The sequence below is a fragment of the Burkholderia sp. BE17 genome (assembly GCF_009362305.1).
GTDB lineage: Bacteria > Pseudomonadota > Gammaproteobacteria > Burkholderiales > Burkholderiaceae > Burkholderia > Burkholderia pyrrocinia_C.
This window is the reverse complement of the sequence record NZ_WHNU01000051.1, coordinates 1-21177: the sequence shown is the minus strand read 5'-3', so window position 1 is coordinate 21177 and position 21177 is coordinate 1. Positions and strand designations below refer to the sequence as shown.

Genomic DNA, 21177 nt, shown 5'->3' with positions numbered 1-21177 from the left:
GGAGCGGAAGGGCTGTAACAAACGCGTATTCTCCGGCTCGGGTTTCCCGTCGGCCGGAACGCAAACGGGCCGCCGAGGCGGCCCGCAAGTGAAGCGGCAGGCGCGGCGGCGCGGTAGTGCGCCGCAGCATCGACGTCGATCAGCGCCCGTAGCTCCCGGTCCGCAGCGCCGGCTGCGCGGTCGATGCGCCGGGCGGCACGATCACGACCGGCACGCGGCGCGCGAGTGCGCACATCAGCTCGTAGCCGATCGTGCCGCTGGCTTCCGCGACATCATCCACCTTCACCTGGTCGCCCCACAGCTCGACGCTCGACCCGATGCCCGCGTTCGGGCACGGCGTCAGGTCGACGGTCAGCATGTCCATCGACACGCGGCCGACGATGCGCGTCATCACGCCGTCCACCGCGATCGGCGTGCCGGTCGGCGCGTGGCGCGGATAGCCGTCCGCGTAGCCGCACGCGACGACGCCGATCCGCATCGGCCGGTCGGCCGTGAAGCGGCGGCCGTAGCCGACGGTTTCTTCCGGCGACAGCGTCTGCACGCCGATGATCTTGCTCGTCAGCGTCATCGCGGCCATCAGCGGCGTGTCGGCGATATGCCGCGCCGCACCGGTCGGCGACGCGCCGTACAGGATCGTGCCGGGCCGCACCCAGTCGCGGTGCGCGCGCGGATGCCACAGCACGGCCGCCGAATTCGACACCGAGCGCTCGCCCGGAATCCCGGCCGTGGTCGCGTCGAACTGATCGAGCTGCCAGTCCACCTCGCCTTCGTCGGCGTTCGCGAAATGCATCATCAGCGTGATCCTGCCGATCGACGGTGCGCTCGCCGCGCGCTCCCACGCAGCGCGGAACGCGGCGGGCCGGTAGCCGAGCCGGTTCATCCCGGAATTCATCTTGAGCTGGATGTCGATCGGCTGCTGCGGCTTCGCCGCGATCAGCAGGTCGAGCTGCTCGTCGCAGTGCACGGCCACCGTCAGCCGGTGGCGATCGGCCAGCTCGACGTCGGCCGGCACGAAGATCCCTTCGAGCAGCAGCACGGGCTTGTCCCAGCCGAGTTCGCGCACGCGCACGGCTTCGTCGAGATCGAGCAGACCGATACCGTCGGCGGCCGCGAGGCCCGGGTAGATCCGCTCGATGCCGTGGCCGTATGCGTTGGCCTTGATCACGGCCCACACGCGCGATAACGCGGCGGTGCGGCGGATGAAGTCGAGGTTGTGACGGATGGCGTCGGGGCGGATATGGGCGACGATGGGACGGGGCATGGCGATGGCTCGGGTCGGATGTCGTTCGGCGCGCGGCGGCGCGCCCGGATCGGCAAGGCTGGCGCGGTAACGCACCAAGCCAGTGATGAGCGCTATCTTATTGGTGTTCGACCAGTTTTAATTAACGTATTTGTCGATGATTTGGTGGAATTTTTGGTGGCGGACCCACGCTCGCCGCAGCCGTCGGCGGCACGTGCAGCCGAGTCTCCCGTCTAGAAAACCGGTGCGCGAACGGCGCGGCGCAATGCTAAGCTCTCGGCGATCTTGTCATTGAATAATGTAATCATAAAGGAGGAGACTTTGATGACGACGTCCCAGCTGTGCCTGTTCATCGTGGCGCTGTTGCCGTTCCCGCTGACGTTCCTGGCCAAGGCGCGCAAGGGCTACGACAACCGTACGCCGCGCGACTACCTGGCGAAACTCGAAGGCTGGCGCGCACGGGCGCAGGCCGCGCACCAGAACGCGTGGGAAGCGCTTGCGCTGTTCACGGCCGCGCTGGTGGTCGCGTGGCACAACGGCGCGAATGCGCACCACGTCGACCAGCTCGCGATGGGTTTCGTCGCGATCCGCGTTGTCTATACGCTGATGTACCTGCTGAACTGGGCGTCGCTGCGTTCGCTCGTGTGGTTCGGCGGGATGGCGTGCGTCGTCGCGCTGTTCTTCGCCACGCCGTGAGCGGCCGGTGAGCAGGCGGTGCCGGCGGTGTTATGCGCCGCCCGCGCCCCGCGCATGACTGTCGTTGGATGCGGGCGCAACGATCTTGGCGACGAACGGCGGCGCATCCGCTTCGCGGCGCAGGAACGCGATCAACGGATCGAGCAGCCGGTGCCGCGTCGAAGGATGGCGGCGCAGCACGAAGCGCCATGACGCATCGCGCTGAAGGCCCGGCACCAGCGGCACCAGGCGCCCGCTGCGCAGTTCGGGCTCGATGAGCGGCATGCGGCCGAGCGCGATGCCCGCGCCGCCGACCGCCGCGCCGATCACCTGGCTGAAGCTGCTGTAGCGGACGATCTTCGTTTCGAAATCGTCCGGCAAGCCGAACTCCGACGCCCAGTTGCGCCAGTCGATCTCGGGGCTGTTTTCGTGCATCTCCTGCAGCAGCCGCGAGCGGCACACATACCCCGACGCGTACGGATACAGCTCGGGGCTGCATACCGGAAACACGGTCTCCCGCATCAGCACGTCGTCGTCGGCCCGCAGCCGGTGCGCGGGCACGTGCACGATCGCCAGATCGATGCCGCTGCGCGCGAAATCGGGTTCATCTTCGAGCACGACGGCATGCAGCGGCGTTTCGGGATGAAGCGACGAGAATTCCGCGAGACGGCGCGCGAGCCACATCGACGAAAACGGCGCGTTGGCGGAAACGGTGAGCCGTTGCGCGGTGCCGCGAATCTCGGCGCAGGCGTCGGTCAGGCGCGACAGCGCGTCGCTGACGGCCGGCAGCAGGCGTGCGCCGGCCGGCGTGAGGCCGATGCCGCCGAGCCCCGTGCTGCGTTCGAGCAGCCGCGCGCCGAGCGATTCCTCGAGCGCGCGGATCTGATGGCTGACCGCGCTGGTCGATACGTTCAACTCGGCCGCCGCGCGCGCGAACCCGCCGAGGCGGACAGCCGCCTCGAAAGCACGCAGTGCGCTGAGGGGAGGAAGGTGCGACATGCGGGGTATTGTAGTTGACTCAACACCCGTTGAAAAATCATCTTTTGCCGCGCGCGGGCCGCGCGGGTAGCCTCGATCCGGTCAAGAAAAACCGCACCAAACACCGACTGGAGGGCTTCATGTATTTCGACCGACGACTATGGGCAATGATGGCGGGACTACGCTGGCGGGTGGCCGCGGCCGTCGCGCTCGGGCTGCTCGCGATGAGTGTCGGCATCCTCCGTTTCGTGTTTCTCGGCCGCGTGCTGGCGCTGGTCTTTTCCGGCGCGCCGGTGCGTAGCATCGCCGAAGCCGTCGTTGCAACGGCGGCCTGCGTGCTGCTGCGCGCGTGGCTCGACCATCGCCGCACGGTGCTCGCGCAGCACACGGCGGGCCGCGTGCAAGCCACGTTGCGCGCGCGGCTGTTCGACCGGATCGCCGCACTCGGGCCCGCATGGTTCAGCGGCGAACGCACGGGCGGCGTGATGCTGGCCGTCGTCGACGGCGTCGAGCAACTGCAGACCTTCTTCGGCGTCTACCTGCCGCAGCTCGTGATCGCCGCGTGCGCGCCGGTGATGATCTTCGCGGTGCTCGCGTGGTGGGACGTGCCGACGGCCGCGATCCTGCTGGTCGCGGCGCTCGTCACGCTCGCGCTGCCGCAGCTCGTGCATCGCGCCGACCGGCGCGCGGCGCTCGCACGCTCGGCCGCCTTCAAGGCGTTCGGCGAGGAGTTTCTCGATGCGGTGCAGGGCCTGCCGACGCTGAAGGCGTTCGGGCAGAGCACCGCGTTCGGCGCGAAGCTGGCCGCGAAGGCGCGCGCGTTATCCGACAGCACGTTCTGGGTGCTCGCGCTCGGCCTGCTGACGCGGCTCTTCACCGATCTCGGCACCGGCCTCGGCGCGGCCGCGGCGATCGCGGTCGGCGCGTGGCGCGTGCGGCACGGCGACATGAGCCTCGAGGCGCTGCTGATCGTGCTGATGGCCGGCAGCGAGATATTCCGGCCGCTGCGCGACCTGCGCGCGGTGCTGCACCAGGGGATGATCGGCCAGTCGGCGGCGAATGCGATCCACGCGCTGCTCGACGCGGGCAGCCATGCGCCGGCCGCCGACGCGCCGCGCGTGACGGGCCTGCGGCCGGAGATCGTGTTCGACCGCGTCAGCTTCGCGTATCCGGGGCGTCGCGCGGATGCGCATGCGGCGCTGAGCTTCTCGGTTCGCGCAGGCGAGACGGTGGCGATCGTCGGCCCGAGCGGCGCGGGCAAGTCGACCATCGTGCGCCTGCTGCTGCGGCAGCACGATGCGCAGGGCGGCGCGATCCGCATCGGCGGCCACGACGTGCGCGCGCTCGACGCCGGCCAGGTGCGCGAGATGATCGCGGTCGTCGCGCAGGATGCGACGCTGTTCGACGGCAGCGTCGCCGACAACCTGCGGCTCGGCCGCCCCGACGCGAGCGATGCGGACATGATCGCGGCCGCTCGCGCCGCCAACGCGCACGATTTCATCTCGGCGCTGCCCGACGGTTACGCGACGCGCATCGGCGAACGCGGGCTCATGCTGTCCGGCGGCCAGCGCCAGCGCATCGCGATTGCGCGCGCGCTGCTGCGCGATGCGCCGATCCTGCTGCTCGACGAGGCGCTGTCGTCGGTCGACGCGGAAAACGAAGCGCTGATCCAGCAGGCGCTCGACCGGCTCACGCGCGGACGGACGACGCTCGTGCTCGCGCACCGGCTGTCCAGCGTGATCGGCGCCGACCGCATCCTGGTGCTCGACCAGGGGCAGGTGGTCGACGAGGGGACGCACGCGGCGCTGATCGCGCGCGACGGCCCGTATCGCCGGCTGATGGGGCCGCAACTCGAAGCGGTTGCCGAATCGATCGGCGCGACGACGACAGCCGTCGCCACCGCGCGTGCGTCGTCGGGCCCGCAGGTAAGGCCGCTGAACGACGACGCGGCGACGATCGGCTGGCCGGAAACGTTGCGGACGCTGCTGCGCTTCGTGCGGCCGTGGAAGGGCAAGGTCGCGCTGACCGTGCTGTTCGGGATCGGCCGCGTGCTCGCGTTCATCGGCGTCGGCGTGATCGGCGCGCTGGTGGTCGGCGCCGTGTCGGCCGGTTACGCGAGCACGTCGCTCGTCGCGGCGCTGCTCGTGATCGCGCCGGTGGCGGCCGTGCTGCACTGGCTCGAATCGTGGCTCGCGCACGACATGGCATACCGGCTGCTTGCGGAAATGCGCATCGCGCTGTTCGCGACGCTCGAACGCCTCGCGCCGGCCGGGCTGTTGCGCCGCCGCTCCGGCGATCTCGTCGCGCTCGCGACGCAGGACGTGGAGACGGTCGAGTATTTCTATGCGCATACGCTGGCGCCCGCGTTCGTCGCGGTGCTCGTGCCGGCCGGCGTGCTGGTGCTGCTCGCGTCGGTCGCGTGGCCGCTCGCGCTCGTGCTGCTGCCGTTCCTGCTGTGGGCGGGGCTGGCGCCCGTGCTGGCCCGCCGCGACGTCGACCGGCTCGGCACCGGTGCGCGCGAAGCGCTCGGCCAGCTCGGCGCGCACCTGACCGAAACGATCCAGGGGCTCGCGGAGCTGACCGCGTTCCAGGCGATCGCGCGCCGGCGCGAAGCATTCGTGGCCGAGGTCGATGCGTACCGGAAGCAGCGCGCGAAGCTGCTCGATGATCTGTCGACGCAAAGCGCCGCGCTGGAAATCGCGAGCGGGCTCGGCGGGCTGGCCGTTGCCGCGCTCGGTGCGCTGCTGTGCGCGCGCGGATGGTTTCCGCGCGAGTCGTTGCCGCTGCTGGTGCTGGTTGCGGTGGCCGCGTTCATGCCGGTTGCCGAAATCGGCCAGGTCGCGCGCCAGCTAGCCGACACGATCGCGTCGACGCGACGGTTGCGTGCGCTCGAGAAGGAGCCCGTGACCGTGACGGACGGCACGCGGCCGATGCCCGGCAATCCGGCGGTGCGTTTCGAGGAAACCTGCTTCACGTATCCGGGCCGCGGCGTGCCCGCGATCGACCGCGTGAGCTTCGAGGTGCCGCCCGGCAGCACGGTCGCGCTGGTCGGCGCGTCGGGCGCCGGCAAGTCGACCGTCGCAAGCCTGCTGCTGCGCTTCTGGGATCCGCAGCAGGGCCGCGTGACGCTCGGCGGCATCGACCTGCGCGACTTGCGGCTCGACGACCTGCGGCAGCACATCGCGCTGGTTGCGCAGGATACCTACCTGTTCAACGACACGCTCGAAGCAAACATCCGGCTCGCCGCGAGCGATGCGTCCGACGCGGACGTGCAGCGTGCGATCGATCATGCGGCGCTCGGCGATTTCGTCGCGCGGCTGCCGGACGGGCTCGCGACACGCGTCGGCGAGCGCGGCGTGCAGCTGTCGGGCGGCCAGCGCCAGCGCGTCGCGATCGCGCGCGCGTTCCTGAAGGATGCGCCGGTGCTGATCCTCGACGAGGCGACGTCCCACCTGGACACGATCAGCGAGCAGCAGATCCGCACGGCGCTGGAAGACCTGATGACGCAGCGGACGTCGATCATCATTGCGCACCGGCTGTCGACCGTGCGCAATGCCGACACGATCCTCGTGATCGAGCAGGGCCGCGTCATCGAGGCCGGGCGTCATGCGGAACTGTTGGCGCGGCAGGGCGCGTATGCACGGCTCGTGTCGCATCAGGCGAGCGGGGTGGCGGCGTGATCGATGCTGTATCGGTGTGCCGCCGGACGGCGTTTCCATGCGAATCTCGCAACGTTCGTTGAGCCGCGCCGGCGGTTGCCGGCTTCGCGGGCACGGCCGCCCCGGCATGCCGCCGCGTTGAATCGCTGCTGACACGCCGCACGAACGCACGAACGCACGAACGCACGAACGCACGAACGCACGAACGCACGAACGCACGAACGCACGAACGCACGAACGCACGAACGCACGAACGCACGAACGAACGAACGAACGAACGAACGAGCGGGCGGGCCGTGGCGAACGCGCTCGCGGTAGCTCTGTCGTCATCTCGCCGCACTTGTTGCTCGGGGCGGCAAGCCTGCCGGCCCGCACCAGGCACGGGCCATCCCTCTCTCCACGTTCCGCCATCCGCCCGCGCGGCGCGACCCGGCCCGTGCGCTCCGCCCGGCCATCTCCCCATTCCTCCGATCTATCCGGCCCGCGCGGCCCGGGTTTGTCTCGATGAAATTCCCCGTTGCGCACTTTTTTGTTGTCGTAGTATCGCCGTTGACAACACATGTTGCACTAATGTCTAATTCGACATCGCATGTTGCGGTGCTGCTTGATGTCGTCGTTCCCGCCGGCCGGCTGGCCGGCTACATCGCTCAATCATGCGGAGAGAAACCATGAGTCGCCGTTCCTTCCTGAAAGCCGTCGCGGTCGTTGCCGCGCTCGGCGCAAGCCTCGCTCACGCGGATACCAAGACGCTCGTCGTCGGCACCGATACGTCGTTCATGCCGTTCGAGTTCAAGCAGGGCGACAAGTACGTCGGCTTCGATCTCGACCTGTGGGCCGAGATCGCGAAGGACCAGGGCTGGAAATACACGATCCAGCCGATGGATTTCGCGGGCCTGATCCCGGCGCTGCAGACGCAGAACATCGATGTCGCGCTGTCGGGGATGACGATCAAGGAGGAGCGCAAGAAGGCGATCGACTTCTCCGCGCCGTACTACGACAGCGGCCTCGCGGCGATGGTGCAGACCGGCAACACGACGATCAAGTCGATCGACGACCTGAACGGCAAGGTGATCGCCGCGAAGACGGGCACCGCGACGATCGACTGGATCAAGGCGCACCTGAAGCCGAAGGAGATCCGCCAGTTCCCGAACATCGACCAGGCCTACCTCGCGCTTGAAGCCGGCCGTGTCGACGCGGCGATGCACGACACGCCGAACGTGCTGTTCTTCGTGAACAACGAAGGCAAGGGCAAGGTGAAGGTCGCGGGCCAGCCGGTCAGCGGCGACAAGTACGGGATCGGTTTCCCGAAGGGCAGCCCGCTCGTGCCGCAGGTCAACGCGTCGCTCGTGAAGATCAAGGCCGATGGTCGTTACGCGCAGATCTACAAGAAGTGGTTCGGCGCCGAGCCGCCGAAGATGTGAGCGTGACGCCGCAACAGCGCGCGGCCGTGTGGCCGCGCCGGTCTTGATTCGAACGGGGAGCGACAAGTGAATTTCGATTGGTCGGCGATCTGGGCGGCGTTGCCGGACCTGATGGACGGGGTCCGGTTGACGGTGTTCATCGCATTTTTCGGGCTGGTGGGCGGTTTCATCGTCGGGATGGTCGCGGGCATGTTCCGCGCATACGGACCGAAGGCGATGAACGTGCTCGCACAGGTCTACATTGAATTGATCCGCGGCACGCCGATCGTCGTGCAGGTGATGTTCCTGTATTTCGCGCTGCCGTTGCTCGCGCACATTCGCATCGACGGCCTGACGGCCGCGATCATCGCGATCACGGTGAACTCCGGCGCGTATCTCGCGGAAGTGGTGCGCGGCGCGCTGCTGTCGATCCCGAAGGGGCTGACGGAAGCGGGGCTCGCGATGGGCTTGTCGATGCCGCGCGTGCTGCTGAAGGTGGTCGGGCCGCTGGCGTTCCGGCGGCTGATTCCGCCGCTCGGCAACCAGTGCATCGTGAGCCTGAAGGACACGTCGCTGTTCATCGTGATCGGCGTCGGCGAACTGACGCGCAAGGGCCAGGAAATCATCGCGGGCAATTTCCAGGCGGTCGAGATCTGGAGCGCGGTGGCTGTCATCTACCTGCTGCTGACCGGCGCGATGACGCTGACGCTGCGGCTCGTCGAAAAGAGGATGCGCATTCTATGAGCATGATCGAATTCCAGAACGTGTCGAAGCGCTTCGGCCACGTGCCGGTGCTGAAGCGTATCGACCTGAAGATCGACGCGGGCGAAGTGGTTGTCGTGATCGGCCCGTCGGGCTCGGGAAAATCGACGATGCTGCGCTGTATCAACGCGCTCGAGAAAATCACCGGCGGCGAACTGCTCGTCGACGGCCAGAGCGTGCGCGGCAACGCGACGACGATCCGCAACATCCGGCTCGAAGCCGGCATGGTGTTCCAGCAGTTCAACCTGTTTCCGCAAATGACGGCGCTCGAAAACGTGATGTTCGGGCCGACCCAGGTGCGCGGCGCATCGCGCGCCGAGGCACGCGACCAGGCGATGGCGCTGCTCGACAAGGTCGGCCTCGAATCGCGCGCGAATCATTACCCGTCCGAGCTGTCGGGCGGCCAGCAGCAGCGTGTCGCGATCGCGCGCGCGCTCGCGATCCGGCCGCGGCTGATGCTGTTCGACGAGCCGACGTCGGCGCTCGATCCGGAATTGCGCCACGAAGTGCTGAAAGTGATGCAGGATCTCGCTACCGAAGGGATGACGATGATCGTCGTCACGCACGAGATCGGCTTCGCGAAGCGGGTCGGCACGCGGCTGCTGTTCATGGATCAGGGCGGCATCGCCGAGGACGGCCATCCGGTCGACCTGATCGACCGGCCGCCGACGCCGCGCCTGAAGGAGTTCCTGAAACACGTGTCCTGAACGAAACCGAAACATTCGACATGCCGCTTTCCCTTACCCCCGTCATCGCCGGCGCGCCGTTCGACATCGGCGTGCGCCTCGGCGAACTCGCCCGTCCCGTGTTCGATGCGTACATGAAGCAGAGCAGCGCGTGGCAGGCCGTGCGCCGCTGGCGCGGCCATCCGTTCGTCGATACGCTGCGGCAGGCCGCGCTGGCCGCATATCCCGATCTCGTCGCGGAACTGGACGGGATCGCGGCGGGCATCGGCTGGCCGGCCGAGGACATCTTTCTGTGGAACTGCCGCGGCGAGCTGATCCACAACGCGCCGGACGGCTGCACGACGCTCGCCGCGCGCGGCGCGGACGGCACGCGCTGGATCGCGCACAACGAGGACGGCGACCCGTTCCTGCGCGAGCGCTGCCTGCTCGTCGACGTGCAGCCGGCAGGCAAGCCGGGCTTCATCAGTTTCTACTACCCCGGTTCGCTGCCGGGCCATACGTTTGCCGCGAACCGCGCGGGCATCGCGCAGGCGATCAACAACCTGCGAATCCGCACGCCGGCACCGGGCGTGCCGCGGATGATCCTCGCGCGCGCCGTGCTCGACGCGACGTCGCTCGACGCGGCGGCCGACGTGCTGCGCCTGCATGCACGCGCGAGCGGCTTTCATCACACGCTCGGCGCGACCGGCGATGCGCGGCTGCTGAGCATCGAAGCGAGCGCCGCGCGTTGTTCGGCGATCGACGTCGCGCGGCTCGCGGGCCATGCGAACCATCTCGTGCATCCCGGTTGCGAAGCGGAAGCACAGATCGTCACGCAATCGTCGGCCGACCGCCAGCGGCGCGTCGACGCGCTGACACCCGGCATCGACGCGATCGACGAAGCCGCGCTGCTGCGCGTGCTCGGCGATCGCGCGCCGGAAGGGCTGCCGATCTACCGCGACGACCCGGCCGACCCCGACGACGAGAACACGCTCGCAACCGCGGTGTTCGCGATCGGCGCGGCAGCGATCGATTTCACCATTCACCAGCACGGCACGCAGCGCTTCGCGACGCGCATCGTGCCGTCCGGGCGCGCGCACGGCGCGTCCTGATCCATGAGGCAACGCATGACGACCGTTTTTCATCGCGCTCCGCGCGCGACCTTGCCCGTCGCCGTCGCAGGCGACGGCATCGAGATCATCGACTCGACCGGCAAACGCTATATCGACGCATGCGGCGGCGCGGCCGTCTCGTGTCTCGGCCACAGCAACCAGCGCGTGATCGACGCGATCAAGCGCCAGGTGCAGCAACTGCCGTACGCGCATACGTCGTTCTTCACGACCGACGTGGCCGAGGAACTGGCCGACCGGCTCGTCGACGGCGCGCCGGCCGGCCTCGAACACGTGTATTTCGTATCGGGCGGCTCCGAGGCGATCGAGGCCGCGCTGAAGCTCGCGCGCCAGTATTTCGTCGAGAAGGGCGAGCCGCAGCGCCGCCATTTCATCGCGCGGCGCCAGAGCTATCACGGCAACACGCTCGGCGCGCTCGCGATCGGCGGCAACGCGTGGCGGCGCGAGCCGTTCCTGCCGTTGCTGATCGAAGCGCATCACGTGAGCCCGTGCTACGCGTATCGCGACCAGCAGGCGGGAGAAACCGACGAAGCGTATGCGCAGCGCCTCGCGGACGAGCTCGAGCAGAAGATCGTTGAACTCGGCGCGGAAAACGTCGCGGCGTTCGTTGCGGAAACGGTGGTGGGCGCAACGGCCGGCGCGGTGCCGCCGGTGCGCACGTACCTGAAGAAGATACGCGCGGTGTGCGACAAGTACGGTGTCCTGCTGATTCTCGACGAGATCATGTCGGGGATGGGGCGCACGGGCTACCTGTACGCGTGCGATGAAGACGGCGTCGCGCCCGACCTGCTGACGATCGCGAAAGGGCTCGGCGCGGGCTACCAGCCGATCGGCGCGACGCTCGTCAGCGACCGCATCTACCGGACGATCGTCGACGGGTCGGGCTTCTTCCAGCACGGCCACACGTATCTCGGCCACGCGACCGCATGCGCAGCAGCGCTCGAAGTGCAGCGCGTGATTGCCGAAGAGAATCTGCTAGACAATGTGAAGGCGCGCGGCGAGCAGTTGCGTGCGTCGCTGCGCGAGCACTACGGCGCGCATCCGCATGTCGGCGACGTGCGCGGCCGCGGGCTGTTCGTCGGCGTCGAGCTCGTGCGCGATCGCGACAGCAAGGCGACGTTCGATCCCGCGCTGAAGCTGCACGCGGCGGTTAAGCGCGAGGCGATGCAGCGCGGCTTGATGGTGTATCCGATGGGCGGGACGATCGACGGCATCCACGGCGATCACATCCTGATCGCACCGCCGTTCGTTTGCACCGCGCAGCAGATCGATGCGATCGTCGAGCGGCTGTCGGGCGCGATCGGCGCGGCGCTCGCCGCGGCCGGCGCGTGACGGCATCGATGTACTGAACCCATACCGGAATCACCATGACAGACAGACTGCCGCCGTTCGATCCCGCATCGGCCACCGACGCACAGAAGGCCGTGCTGGCCGACATACTCAGCGGCCTGCGCGGCAACCTGAACGGGCCGTTTCTCGGCTGGATCGCAAGCCCCGAGCTGGCCCAGCACGCGCAGAAGCTCGGCGCGTTCTGCCGCTACCGCACGGGCCTGCCGCTGCGGCTGTCGGAGCTCGCGATTCTCGTGACGGCCGCGCGCTGGCGCTCGCAGGCCGAGTGGCACATCCACCATCCGATCGCGCTCGACGCGGGCGTTCCTGCCGCAACGGCAGAGGCGATCCAGTGCGGCGTCGAACCTGCATTCGAGTCGGACGACGATGCGCTGATCCATGCGTTCGCCAGCGAGCTGTACGACACGCGGCGCATCAGCGACGCGACGTTCGCGCGCGCGCAAGCGCGCTTCGGCCACGAAACCGTCGTGAATCTCGTTGCGCTGCTCGGCTATTACGCGCTCGTCGCGATGACGCTGAACACGTTCGGCATGCGTGCGGACGGGCAAACCGATTTGCCGTTTCCGGAGTAATCGCCGTGCAAATGGCCGTGCATTGATCGTGCCGGAACAGCGGCGCGATACGTCTGACGATCGCGCCGCCGGCATCAATGCAACCAAATGTATTCATGCGGGATCAACGGCCGATGGCCGCGTATGATGGCTTGTTCACGTCGATATGATCGGTGAGCAAGCATGACGAGTACCCGCAAGACCTTGATGATCGCCGGAGGGCTCCTGGTAGCCGCTGCCGGCACTGCATACGTGATGCTGCTGCGCGCGGACCACCGTGCGATCGAAGACGCCGGCATCGGCGATTCGGCCGCGCCGGTTGCTGCGGCGCCCGCGAACAACGATCACGCGGTGCAGGGCGCCATCGCGCCGCCGGCACCGGCTGCCGCGACGGCAGCCCACGCCGATACGGCGCAGAAACAGGCGGCTGTTCCGTCGCCTCCACCCACACCGGCGCAGAAACAAGTGGCTGTTTCGCCACCACCTGCACCTGCACCCGCGCCGGCAGCACCCGCGCGAGTCAGCGCCGCACCTGCATCTGTCCCCGCCGTTCCGGTTGTCAGCGAGAAAGCGCAGCCGGTGGCGAAGCCGAGCGCACCGCCGCCGAAGGTGAACGTCGTGACGGTCGATGCGCAGGATTCGACCCCGCCGGCCGCACAGCAGGCGCAACCGGCTCAGCCGGCTGCGCCGGCGCAGGTCACGCAACGCGCGCCGCGCAAGCGCGACGGCCTCGAACGCCATGCAGCCGCTACGCCTGCCGCACCGAAATCCGCAACGAAAACCGAAACGAAAACCGAAACGCCGGAGACGGCCGCGCTCGTCAGGGAATCGGCGAAGCTCGATCCGTCGCTGCCGCCGCCGATGTCGTCGACGCAGGCAAGCGCCGGTTCGTCTCGGCAGGGCGGTTCGTCGTCGGGCGCGAATCCGGTTGCCGCGGCGATGACCGAGCAACTGGTCAGGCAGTCGAGCAGTTTCAATTCGTCGACCGGCAGCCCGCCCGCGACCGCGAAGTGATGTCGGCGGCGGGCGTCTGTCGAATGACGGATGCGCGTCGCGATCGAGTCGTCGGGGGTGGGCGGGGTGTGCGACGAGCCGTTCGCTAAACGTATCAGCGCATGCGCTTCAGCACCTGTTCAAGGTTTCGACGGTAACGACGCGCAATTTCCATCGAGGTGTTCGCCCGCAAACGCTCGTGCGACAAATCGAGTCGAATCGGGAAGCGAGCCGTTGACGGTTCCGGAGTGGTCGAGTGCCGGATAAAAATGCCACTCGATCCGGTCGCCGGCCCGGCAGGCGTCGGTGGCGAGGGCGACCTGGTCCGGCACGAACACGTCGCGATCCTTGCCGCCCGTTCCGATGAAGATCGGAATGTCCGACTTCAGCGCCGGATAGGCGGCTTCACGCTGGATCGCCTCGAACGCCGGTTTCGGCGAGCGCTTGAAGCTGCTGTCGTACGTGAGCCCGTCCGCGACGATCCTGCTTTCGAGTGCATGCAGGCATTCGCGCCGGCTCAGTTCGAACGCCGGCATCGCGTTGTCGTTCAGGTAGTCGGCGGGAACGAACGCGGGGTCGAGCAACGCAGCGGTTCCGATGCGCAGCATGTCGTACGCGAAGGTCGGGACGACCGACTTGTGCGCGTGTGCCCGCTCGGCATCGGCCGCGCGGTTGCGAACGGCCGCATAGGGCGTGCCGGTTGTCACCACGCCGGCGATAGCCAGTTCGGGCGCATAGGACTTCGCATAGACGGCCGTTGCGAATGCGGCGCGCGCGCCTTGCGACTGCCCGAACACGACGGCGCGGGACGTCAGGTCGAAGCCGCCGTGCTGCACCGCGCGGATGCTGTCGAGAACGTTGTACGCGAGCGGGCGTGTCAGTCCATAGGGATGCACGCCGGGCGCACCGAGGCCCTGATAGTCGGTCGCGACGATCGCGTAGCCGTGGGCGAGCCATTCGTTCAGATAGCGCGTGTCGCGTTCGCTGCGGCGCGCCAGCGACGGCGCGCACACGTTGGCACTGCCGACGGTGCCGTGTGCCCACGCCATCATCGGCCAGCCGCCTTGCGGCGGCGGCCCTTTCGGCAGAAACAGGGCGCCGGACACGACGATCGGCGTGTGGCCGTCGACGCCGTCGGTCGATGTGTAGAGCATCCGGATGTTCTTGCCGGCTTCGGCGAGGCTCTGCTCCGGCGTCAGCGGCTCGGTGCGCAGCAATTGTCCGGGCGTTGCCGGAACGGTGTCGGTCCACGTATAGAAGGCCGGAACGCCGGCGTCCCGCCCGACAGGGAGCGGTTCGGCGGCAAGTGCCCACGTGCAGACGGCGGCGCCGAAGGCCAGCATGACGAACGGTTTGATTGGCGTGCCGAGCATGTTCGGTGTTCCTTGGTTTCCGGGCAGCTTCGACGAAGCCTACGCCCGATCCGGTTAGCAGAGCAAACGGCGTGTCGACGAAGGGCCGCCGTGCGAGCGATGCGGCACGGCGGCCATCGGCCGCTCAGGCGACGGGCAGATAACGTTCCACCAGCCTGGCCCAGAATGCGGAACCGACGACCAGGTTCTCATCGTTGAAGTCGTAGGTCGCACTATGCAGCGTATTCCCGCCTTCGGTCGGGCCATTGCCGATCCGCAGGAACGCGCCGGGGCAGGCCTGCAGCATGTAGGCAAAGTCTTCGCTGCCCATCAACGGCGCCATCTGTTCGGTCACGCGCGCATCGCCAACCAGCTCTTTCGCGACTTCGATCGCGAGCGCGGTTTCTGCATCGGAGTTCGTCACCACCGGGTAGCCTTCCACATAATCGACGACCGCGCGGAGGCCATAACTGTCGGCCTGTGCGTGCACGAGCGCGGTGATTCTTTCCTTCAGCATCCGGCGGACATCCGCGTCGAACGATCGCACGCTGATGTTCAACTCGACTTCGCCCGGAATCACGTTCGGGGCCGATCCGCCGGCGATCTTGCCGATCGTCACCACCGCCGACTGCGTCGGATCGACGTTGCGCGACACGACGGTCTGCAAGGCCATGACGATGCTGCCTGCCGCGACGATCGGGTCGTTGGCAAGATGCGGGCGCGCGGCGTGTCCGCCCTTGCCGATGACCTTCACGAAGACACGGTCGCCCGCCGCCATGAAATGCCCCTTGCGGAACATGAACGTGCCGGCCGGTGCGCCCGGGTGGTTGTGTATCGCGAACACCGCGTCGCACGGAAAGCGCGTGAACAGCCCTTGCTCGACCATGCGCTTGGCGCCGCTGTCGAAGCCGCGCTCCTCGGCGGGCTGGAAGATCAGATGCACGGTGCCGTCGAATCGCCCGCGTTGTGCGAGGTGTCGGGCCGCGCCGAGCAACATCGCGGTATGGCCGTCATGGCCGCACGCATGCATCCGTCCCGGGTGGAGGCTCTTGTGACCGAACGTATTGCGTTCGTCGATCGGCAGCGCGTCCATGTCGGCGCGGATCCCGATGCGGCGTTCGCTCGAACCGAGTCGCAGCGTGCCGACCACGCCGGTGCCGGCGATGCCCGTGGCGACCGTGTAGCCGTATTCCTTCAGGCACGTGGCGACGATCTCGGCGGTCTGCACCTCCTCGAACGCCAGCTCGGGGCAGCAATGCAGCGTATATCGGAGCTTGCGCATGTCGTCGGCAAGCGGCTGCAGGTCGGAGACGGAACTCAGGTCGGGTAAGAGCATGTGCGATCCAGGAAGAAGCGGCTGACTAGAAGGGGCCCCAATGCATGGCGACGCCTGTCGCAATTGCGACGACGCAGATGACGAACCACGCAAGCAGCAGCGGCATGACGAAGCGCACCCACTTGAAGTAGGGAATGCCGGACGTTGCGAGGACAGCCATCAGGACACCGGAAGTCGGGTTGAAGCAGTTGATGAAGCCTTCGCCGAGCAGCACGGCCTGTACCGTGACCTGTCGGGTCAGGTGCAGCGTGTCGCCGAGCGGCGCGAAGATCGGGACGAGTACCGCCGATTCGCCCGACCCGGACGAGATGCCGACATGCATGAGCGCGGCGCTCAGGAACATGCAGATCGCGGCCATCGTGGCATCGAGCGGCGCCAGCATGCCGGCGAGCGTGTTGACGATAGGGTCCAGGATCCTGCCGTCGGCGAGCACGATCGAGATGGCCCGTGCCATGCCCACCACGAGCGCGCCCTTCACGAGCCCGCCGCATCCGTGCAGGAACGTGTCGGCGATCGCCCCCGCGCGCATGCCGCTCACGATCCCGGCGGCAATCGCCATGACGAGAAACATCGCGATCATCTCGGTCTCGGCCCAGTGCCGCGTCGACGAACCGTAGACGAAGACCGCCAGACAGGCGAACACGATGCCGAAGACAGTGAGTTGCGGGGTGTCGAGTCGTCGCGCTGACGAGGGCGGCAGCGTGTCGGCTGCCCGGGTCGTCGAGTCGGAAATCGTTGCGCCGTTCATTCGACAGGCGCGGATTCGTACGACGAGAAAAATGACGGTGGCCGCCAGAAACGCGACATAGATGCACACGCGGAACGTCATGCCGGAAAACATCGGCAGGCCGGCCAGGCGCTGCGACAGTCCGGTCGTCACCGGATTGAGGATGCCCGTGTTGAAGCCGGCATAGGTGCCCAGATACACCACGCCGGCGCCGATTTCCTTCGGTAGCTGCATCGATTCGGCGAGCAGCAACCCGAGCGGGACGAACGCCACGACCGAATTCGTCACGACGCCCAGTGTGCCGAGCAGTGAAAACACGATGCAAATGACGACGACGGTGATGTGCGCGCGTGCGCGGTCGCCCTGTTCGACCAACGCGAGCGCGCCGCGAACGGCGCCCGTCGATTCGAGCACGGCCAGTGCGCCGCCGGTGAACAGGATCAGAAAGATGATCGGCGCGGACGTGGTCATCCCGCTGGCCAGCGCGACGAACATCGCGCCCGGCGTCACGCCGTGCTGCGCAACCGGTTTCAGGCTGCCCGGCACGACAAAGCTGATGCCGTTGCTGAGCGTTCGCGAAAACTCGCCGGACGGCACGATCCAGGTCGCGAGGGCGGCCGCCATCAACATGACGAACAGCAGCACATAGGGGTTGACCGGCTCCTTGGCGTTGCGTGCGCGGGCGGGCTGGCGCGGCTGTTCCGCGCGGTCGATCGGCCGGCTGACGTCGTTCATGTTGCTCCTCCGTGGATGTCGTCGAGTGGTAAGCCACCCTGTTTTCGGTCCGGCGCGGACTGTGTGCGCTGCACGGCTCCGGGGCGGAGTATCGGTGAAAACCGGCCTGGAAAGTTGCGTCCGATGCTGCGAAAATGTTGCATTGAACGCAACACGGGAGTCCGCATTGGATACGGTCGAACGGAGTCTTTCGGAGCGCACGCTGCAGTACCTGGTCGCGATCGCGACGTACGGCGGGATGCGCCAGGCGGCGCTTGGCCTGGACGTGAACGTGTCGACGATCAGCCGGCAAGTGGCCATTGCCGAGCGTGAGCTTCGGCTGTCACTCGTGACGCGTCGCGGCCGAAAAATGGAGTTGACGGAAGCAGGGCAGATGGCGGTCGATTACTTTCGCGACTGCGAACGCAACGCCCGCCGGTTTCGCGCGCAGCTCGACGAGTATCGCGGCCTCAAGCGGGGGCAGGTCACGATCGCGGCCGGCGAAGGAGCGGTTGCGAGCCTGGTCGCGATGGTCCTGAAACCTTTCCTGGACAAGTATCCGGGCATCACCGTGGAGTTGCGCACCGGCTCGCTGCCGCAACTCCTTGCGATGACCCGCGAGGATCAGGTCGATATCTGCGTATCGATCGGCGCGACGACGGATCCGACACTGAACGCCCGGCTGTTCCAGAGTGAACCCATCTGCGCGATCTTTTCGGTCGATCATCCGATGGCGTCGCTCAGATCGGTGAAGATGGAAGCGCTTGCCGACGAGCGTCTGGTCTTCATGCCCGCCGAGTTCGGGCTGCAGGCCCATGTCGATGCGATCCTCGCCGATATCGGACGCACGTACGTGCCCGCGTTCCGCTGCGACAGGTTCTCGACGGCGGTCGTGATCGCGGCACAGAATCTCGCCGTTGCGTTCATGACGCGCGGGGCCGCCCAGGAGCGGATCGCGGCGGGGCAGGTTGTCGCGGTCCCGCTCGATCATCCGATCGCGCGGTCGTTCGATCGCTACGTGGTCACTCGCGCCGGGCGGCGGCTCGGTCCGGCCGCGAACTATCTCCGGCGGGAAATCGTCAGGTTGATGTCGACCGTGTAAAGAGGGGGGCGGCTTTAACCTGCGTTCCGCCGTAAATCGACAAAGATTAAAAAAAGGACCCCGCACGCCGACCAAGGCATGCGGGGCCAAGAGAGACAAACCGTTGTGACGATGTGCTGAGGTGCGTTACGCGGCGACCGCTTCTTCGGCCTGCGGCTGAGCGGCTGCCGCCGGCGTCACGTCCTGCCGGATCAGGTGGTCGAACGCGCCGAGCGATGCCTTCGCGCCTTCGCCGACCGCGATCACGATCTGCTTGAACGGCACCGTCGTCACGTCGCCGGCCGCGAACACGCCCGGCACCGACGTCGCGCCGCGCGCATCGACGACGATCTCGCCGTGCTTCGACAGTTCGACCGTGCCTTTCAGCCATTCGGTGTTCGGCACGAGGCCGATCTGCACGAACACGCCTTCGAGATCGATGCGCTGCGTTTCGCCCGAGCGCAGATCCTTGTAGACGAGCCCGTTCAGCTTGCTGCCGTCGCCGGTCAGCTCGGTCGTCTGCGCCTGCGTGACGATCGTCACGTTCGGCAGGCTGCGCAGCTTGCGCTGCAGCACTTCGTCCGCGCGCAGTTGCGCGCCGTATTCGATCAACGTGACTGCCTTCACGATGCCGGCGAGGTCGATCGCGGCCTCGACGCCCGAGTTGCCGCCGCCGACCACCGCGACGCGCTTGCCCTTGAACAGCGGGCCGTCGCAGTGCGGGCAGTACGCGACACCGCGATTGCGGTATTCGCGCTCGCCCGGCACGTTGATTTCGCGCCAGCGCGCGCCGGTGGCGAGAACGATCGTCTTCGCCTTCAGCACCGCGCCGTTCGCGAGGCGGATCTGGTGCACGTCGCCCGGGATCAGCGCGTCGGCGCGCTGCACGTCCATGATGTCGACGTCGTATTGCTTCACGTGCTGCTCGAGCGCGGTCGCGAACTTGGGCCCTTCGGTTTCCTGCACCGACACGAAGTTCTCGATCGCCATCGTGTCGAGCACCTGGCCGCCGAAACGCTCGGCGACGACGCCCGTCGCGATGCCCTTGCGCGCCGAGTAGATTGCCGCGGCCGCGCCCGCCGGGCCGCCGCCGACGATCAGCGTATCGAACACCGGCTTGTTCTCGAGCGACTTCGCGGCACGCTCGCTCGCACCCGTATCGAGCTTCGCGAGGATTTCCTTCACGCTGCTGCGGCCCTGGCCGAACGATGCGCCGTTCAGGAACATCGTCGGCACGGCCATGATCTGGCGCGACTCGACTTCATTCTGGAACAGCGCGCCGTCGATCGCGACGTGACGGATGCGCGGGTTGATCAGCGACATCACGTTCAGCGCCTGCACGACTTCCGGGCAGTTCTGGCACGACAGCGAGAAATACGTCTCGAACGCGTAGTCGCCGTCGAGCGCGCGGATCTGTTCGATCACGTCGTCGTCGAGCTTGATCGGGTGGCCGCCAGTCTGCAGCAGCGCGAGCACGAGCGACGTGAATTCATGGCCCATCGGGATGCCGGCGAAGCGGATGCCGGCCGGCTTGCCGGGCTCGCCGATCGAGAACGACGGCTTGCGCTCGGCGTCGTCGCGGCGTTCGGTCACGGTCACGCGATCCGTCAGCGACGCAATCTCGTTCAGCAGCGCCAGCAGTTCCTGCGATTTCGCGCTGTCGTCGAGCGAGGCGACGAGTTCGATCGGGCGCGTGATTTTTTCGAGGTACGCTTTCAGTTGGTTCTTGAGATTGGCGTCGAGCATGGCGTTTCGGATTCCGTATTAATGATTATGGTCGGGCACGTCGTGCCGGAGGAGGGCGCGGGCCGCGCGATGCGGCGGCCCGCCGTCGCACGCCTCGTGCGAGGCGCGCGGCGCGATCGTCAGATCTTGCCGATCAGGTCGAGCGACGGGGTCAGCGTTTCCGCACCCGGCGTCCACTTGGCCGGGCACACTTCACCCGGGTGCGCCGCGATGTATTGCGCAGCCTGCACCTTGCGCAGCAGTTCGCCTGCGTCGCGGCCGATGCCGTTGTCGTGGATTTCGCACAGCTTGATCTCGCCTTCCGGGTTGATCACGAACGTGCCGCGCAGCGCCATCCCTTCTTCCTCGATCAGCACGTCGAAGTTGCGCGACAGTGTGAGCGTCGGGTCGCCGATCATCGGGTACTTGATCTTGCCGATCGTGTCCGACGTGTCGTGCCATGCCTTGTGCGTGAAGTGCGTGTCGGTCGACACGCCGTAGATTTCGACACCCAGCTTCTGGAATTCCGCGTAGCGGTCGGCGAGGTCGCCCAGCTCGGTCGGGCAGACGAACGTGAAGTCGGCCGGGTAGAACACGACGACGGACCACTTGCCCTTCAGGTTTTCTTCCGACACGGACACGAAATCGCCGTTGTGGTATGCGGTTGCCTTGAACGGCTTGATTTGGGTGTTGATGATCGGCATGGGGTGGTTTCCTTTGCTTCAGTGGTGAGTGGAGTGTTGCCAGTATCCGGGTTCACCCTGACTTTGGGAAATTGCTTGTTTCAATCCAGGGCATCGGGAATTTCTATCTGCTTCCGGCCCTTGATTGGGTGGGGT

17 protein-coding genes are annotated in these 21177 nt (G+C 67.2%); 10 read left to right on the top strand and 7 right to left on the bottom strand.

Going from position 1 to position 21177, the window contains the following annotated elements:
• Positions 1–139: 139 nt before the first annotated feature.
• Positions 140–1261 (bottom strand): alanine racemase, encoded by a 1122-nt coding sequence (gene alr, locus GD429_RS33710; protein ID WP_152863686.1) that lies wholly within the window; start codon positions 1259–1261, stop codon positions 140–142.
• A 303-nt stretch (positions 1262–1564) separates the two neighbouring features.
• Between alr and GD429_RS33700 the strand changes: the two genes are divergently transcribed.
• Positions 1565–1936: an MAPEG family protein gene (locus GD429_RS33700; protein ID WP_105392154.1), complete on the top strand. Its 372-nt coding sequence runs from the start codon at positions 1565–1567 to the stop codon at positions 1934–1936.
• A 30-nt stretch (positions 1937–1966) separates the two neighbouring features.
• Here the strand turns inward: GD429_RS33700 and GD429_RS33695 are convergent, their stop codons facing one another.
• Complete coding sequence (locus GD429_RS33695) at positions 1967–2914, bottom strand: LysR family transcriptional regulator (protein WP_152863682.1); 948 nt, start codon at positions 2912–2914, stop codon at positions 1967–1969.
• Positions 2915–3033: 119 nt separating this feature from the next.
• Here GD429_RS33695 and GD429_RS33690 point away from each other — a divergent pair, with 119 nt between their 5' ends.
• The 8 genes from GD429_RS33690 to GD429_RS33655 all read left to right on the top strand — a co-directional run bounded on the left by GD429_RS33690 (position 3034) and on the right by GD429_RS33655 (position 13424).
• The gene (locus GD429_RS33690) at positions 3034–6573 is read left to right on the top strand and encodes an ATP-binding cassette domain-containing protein (RefSeq protein ID WP_152863680.1); all 3540 of its coding nucleotides are present in this window, start codon (positions 3034–3036) and stop codon (positions 6571–6573) included.
• A gap of 647 nt (positions 6574–7220) precedes the next feature.
• On the top strand, positions 7221–7973 hold the full coding sequence (glnH, locus tag GD429_RS33685; protein WP_152863678.1) for a glutamine ABC transporter substrate-binding protein GlnH: 753 nt from the start codon (positions 7221–7223) through the stop codon (positions 7971–7973).
• A gap of 66 nt (positions 7974–8039) precedes the next feature.
• Positions 8040–8696, top strand: a complete 657-nt coding sequence (glnP, locus tag GD429_RS33680; RefSeq protein ID WP_089427778.1) for a glutamine ABC transporter permease GlnP — start codon at positions 8040–8042, stop codon at positions 8694–8696.
• The gene (glnQ, locus tag GD429_RS33675) at positions 8693–9421 is read left to right on the top strand and encodes a glutamine ABC transporter ATP-binding protein GlnQ (protein WP_193727273.1); all 729 of its coding nucleotides are present in this window, start codon (positions 8693–8695) and stop codon (positions 9419–9421) included. The genes glnP and glnQ overlap by 4 nt, the downstream gene beginning before the upstream one ends.
• Positions 9422–9441: 20 nt before the next feature.
• The gene (locus GD429_RS33670; protein ID WP_152863676.1) at positions 9442–10491 is read left to right on the top strand and encodes a C45 family autoproteolytic acyltransferase/hydolase; all 1050 of its coding nucleotides are present in this window, start codon (positions 9442–9444) and stop codon (positions 10489–10491) included.
• A 15-nt stretch (positions 10492–10506) separates the two neighbouring features.
• Entirely contained in the window at positions 10507–11841 is a 1335-nt protein-coding gene (locus tag GD429_RS33665) for an aspartate aminotransferase family protein (protein WP_152863674.1), read from the top strand.
• Between the two features lie 35 nt (positions 11842–11876).
• Positions 11877–12431 (top strand): carboxymuconolactone decarboxylase family protein, encoded by a 555-nt coding sequence (locus GD429_RS33660; RefSeq protein WP_152863672.1) that lies wholly within the window; start codon positions 11877–11879, stop codon positions 12429–12431.
• A 162-nt stretch (positions 12432–12593) separates the two neighbouring features.
• On the top strand, positions 12594–13424 hold the full coding sequence (locus tag GD429_RS33655; protein ID WP_152863670.1) for an extensin: 831 nt from the start codon (positions 12594–12596) through the stop codon (positions 13422–13424).
• A gap of 119 nt (positions 13425–13543) precedes the next feature.
• Here GD429_RS33655 and GD429_RS33650 read toward each other — a convergent pair whose 3' ends face one another.
• The 3 genes from GD429_RS33650 to GD429_RS33640 form a co-directional block, all read right to left on the bottom strand.
• Positions 13544–14776 carry a lipase family protein gene (locus GD429_RS33650; protein WP_193727272.1) on the bottom strand — a complete coding sequence of 411 codons (1233 nt, stop codon included), beginning with the start codon at positions 14774–14776 and terminating at the stop codon, positions 13544–13546.
• A gap of 124 nt (positions 14777–14900) precedes the next feature.
• Positions 14901–16091: a M20 aminoacylase family protein gene (locus tag GD429_RS33645; RefSeq protein WP_152863763.1), complete on the bottom strand. Its 1191-nt coding sequence runs from the start codon at positions 16089–16091 to the stop codon at positions 14901–14903.
• Between the two features lie 25 nt (positions 16092–16116).
• On the bottom strand, positions 16117–17553 hold the full coding sequence (locus GD429_RS33640; RefSeq protein WP_152863668.1) for a YfcC family protein: 1437 nt from the start codon (positions 17551–17553) through the stop codon (positions 16117–16119).
• A 94-nt stretch (positions 17554–17647) separates the two neighbouring features.
• Here GD429_RS33640 and GD429_RS33635 point away from each other — a divergent pair, with 94 nt between their 5' ends.
• On the top strand, positions 17648–18634 hold the full coding sequence (locus tag GD429_RS33635; protein WP_415748969.1) for a LysR family transcriptional regulator: 987 nt from the start codon (positions 17648–17650) through the stop codon (positions 18632–18634).
• Between the two features lie 126 nt (positions 18635–18760).
• On the opposite strand, the gene ahpF is transcribed toward GD429_RS33635, so the two are convergent.
• Positions 18761–20359, bottom strand: coding sequence for an alkyl hydroperoxide reductase subunit F (gene ahpF / locus GD429_RS33630; protein WP_152863666.1), 1599 nt, complete (start codon positions 20357–20359; stop codon positions 18761–18763).
• Positions 20360–20478: 119 nt separating this feature from the next.
• On the bottom strand, positions 20479–21042 hold the full coding sequence (gene ahpC, locus GD429_RS33625) for an alkyl hydroperoxide reductase subunit C (RefSeq protein ID WP_152863664.1): 564 nt from the start codon (positions 21040–21042) through the stop codon (positions 20479–20481).
• Between the last annotated feature and the right edge of the window lie 135 nt (positions 21043–21177).

Bases quoted from the DNA above. Each gene is read 5' to 3' on its own strand.
- alr (WP_152863686.1), bottom strand. From the start codon at position 1,261: ATGCCCCGTCCCATCGTCGCCCATATCCGCCCCGACGCCATCCGTCAC.
- GD429_RS33700 (WP_105392154.1), top strand. From the start codon at position 1,565: ATGACGACGTCCCAGCTGTGCCTGTTCATCGTGGCGCTGTTGCCGTTC.
- GD429_RS33695 (WP_152863682.1), bottom strand. From the start codon at position 2,914: ATGTCGCACCTTCCTCCCCTCAGCGCACTGCGTGCTTTCGAGGCGGCT.
- GD429_RS33690 (WP_152863680.1), top strand. From the start codon at position 3,034: ATGTATTTCGACCGACGACTATGGGCAATGATGGCGGGACTACGCTGG.
- glnH (WP_152863678.1), top strand. From the start codon at position 7,221: ATGAGTCGCCGTTCCTTCCTGAAAGCCGTCGCGGTCGTTGCCGCGCTC.
- glnQ (WP_193727273.1), top strand. From the start codon at position 8,693: ATGAGCATGATCGAATTCCAGAACGTGTCGAAGCGCTTCGGCCACGTG.
- GD429_RS33670 (WP_152863676.1), top strand. From the start codon at position 9,442: ATGCCGCTTTCCCTTACCCCCGTCATCGCCGGCGCGCCGTTCGACATC.
- GD429_RS33665 (WP_152863674.1), top strand. From the start codon at position 10,507: ATGACGACCGTTTTTCATCGCGCTCCGCGCGCGACCTTGCCCGTCGCC.
- GD429_RS33660 (WP_152863672.1), top strand. From the start codon at position 11,877: ATGACAGACAGACTGCCGCCGTTCGATCCCGCATCGGCCACCGACGCA.
- GD429_RS33655 (WP_152863670.1), top strand. From the start codon at position 12,594: ATGACGAGTACCCGCAAGACCTTGATGATCGCCGGAGGGCTCCTGGTA.
- GD429_RS33650 (WP_193727272.1), bottom strand. From the start codon at position 14,776: ATGCTCGGCACGCCAATCAAACCGTTCGTCATGCTGGCCTTCGGCGCC.
- GD429_RS33645 (WP_152863763.1), bottom strand. From the start codon at position 16,091: ATGCTCTTACCCGACCTGAGTTCCGTCTCCGACCTGCAGCCGCTTGCC.
- GD429_RS33640 (WP_152863668.1), bottom strand. From the start codon at position 17,553: ATGAACGACGTCAGCCGGCCGATCGACCGCGCGGAACAGCCGCGCCAG.
- ahpF (WP_152863666.1), bottom strand. From the start codon at position 20,359: ATGCTCGACGCCAATCTCAAGAACCAACTGAAAGCGTACCTCGAAAAA.
- ahpC (WP_152863664.1), bottom strand. From the start codon at position 21,042: ATGCCGATCATCAACACCCAAATCAAGCCGTTCAAGGCAACCGCATAC.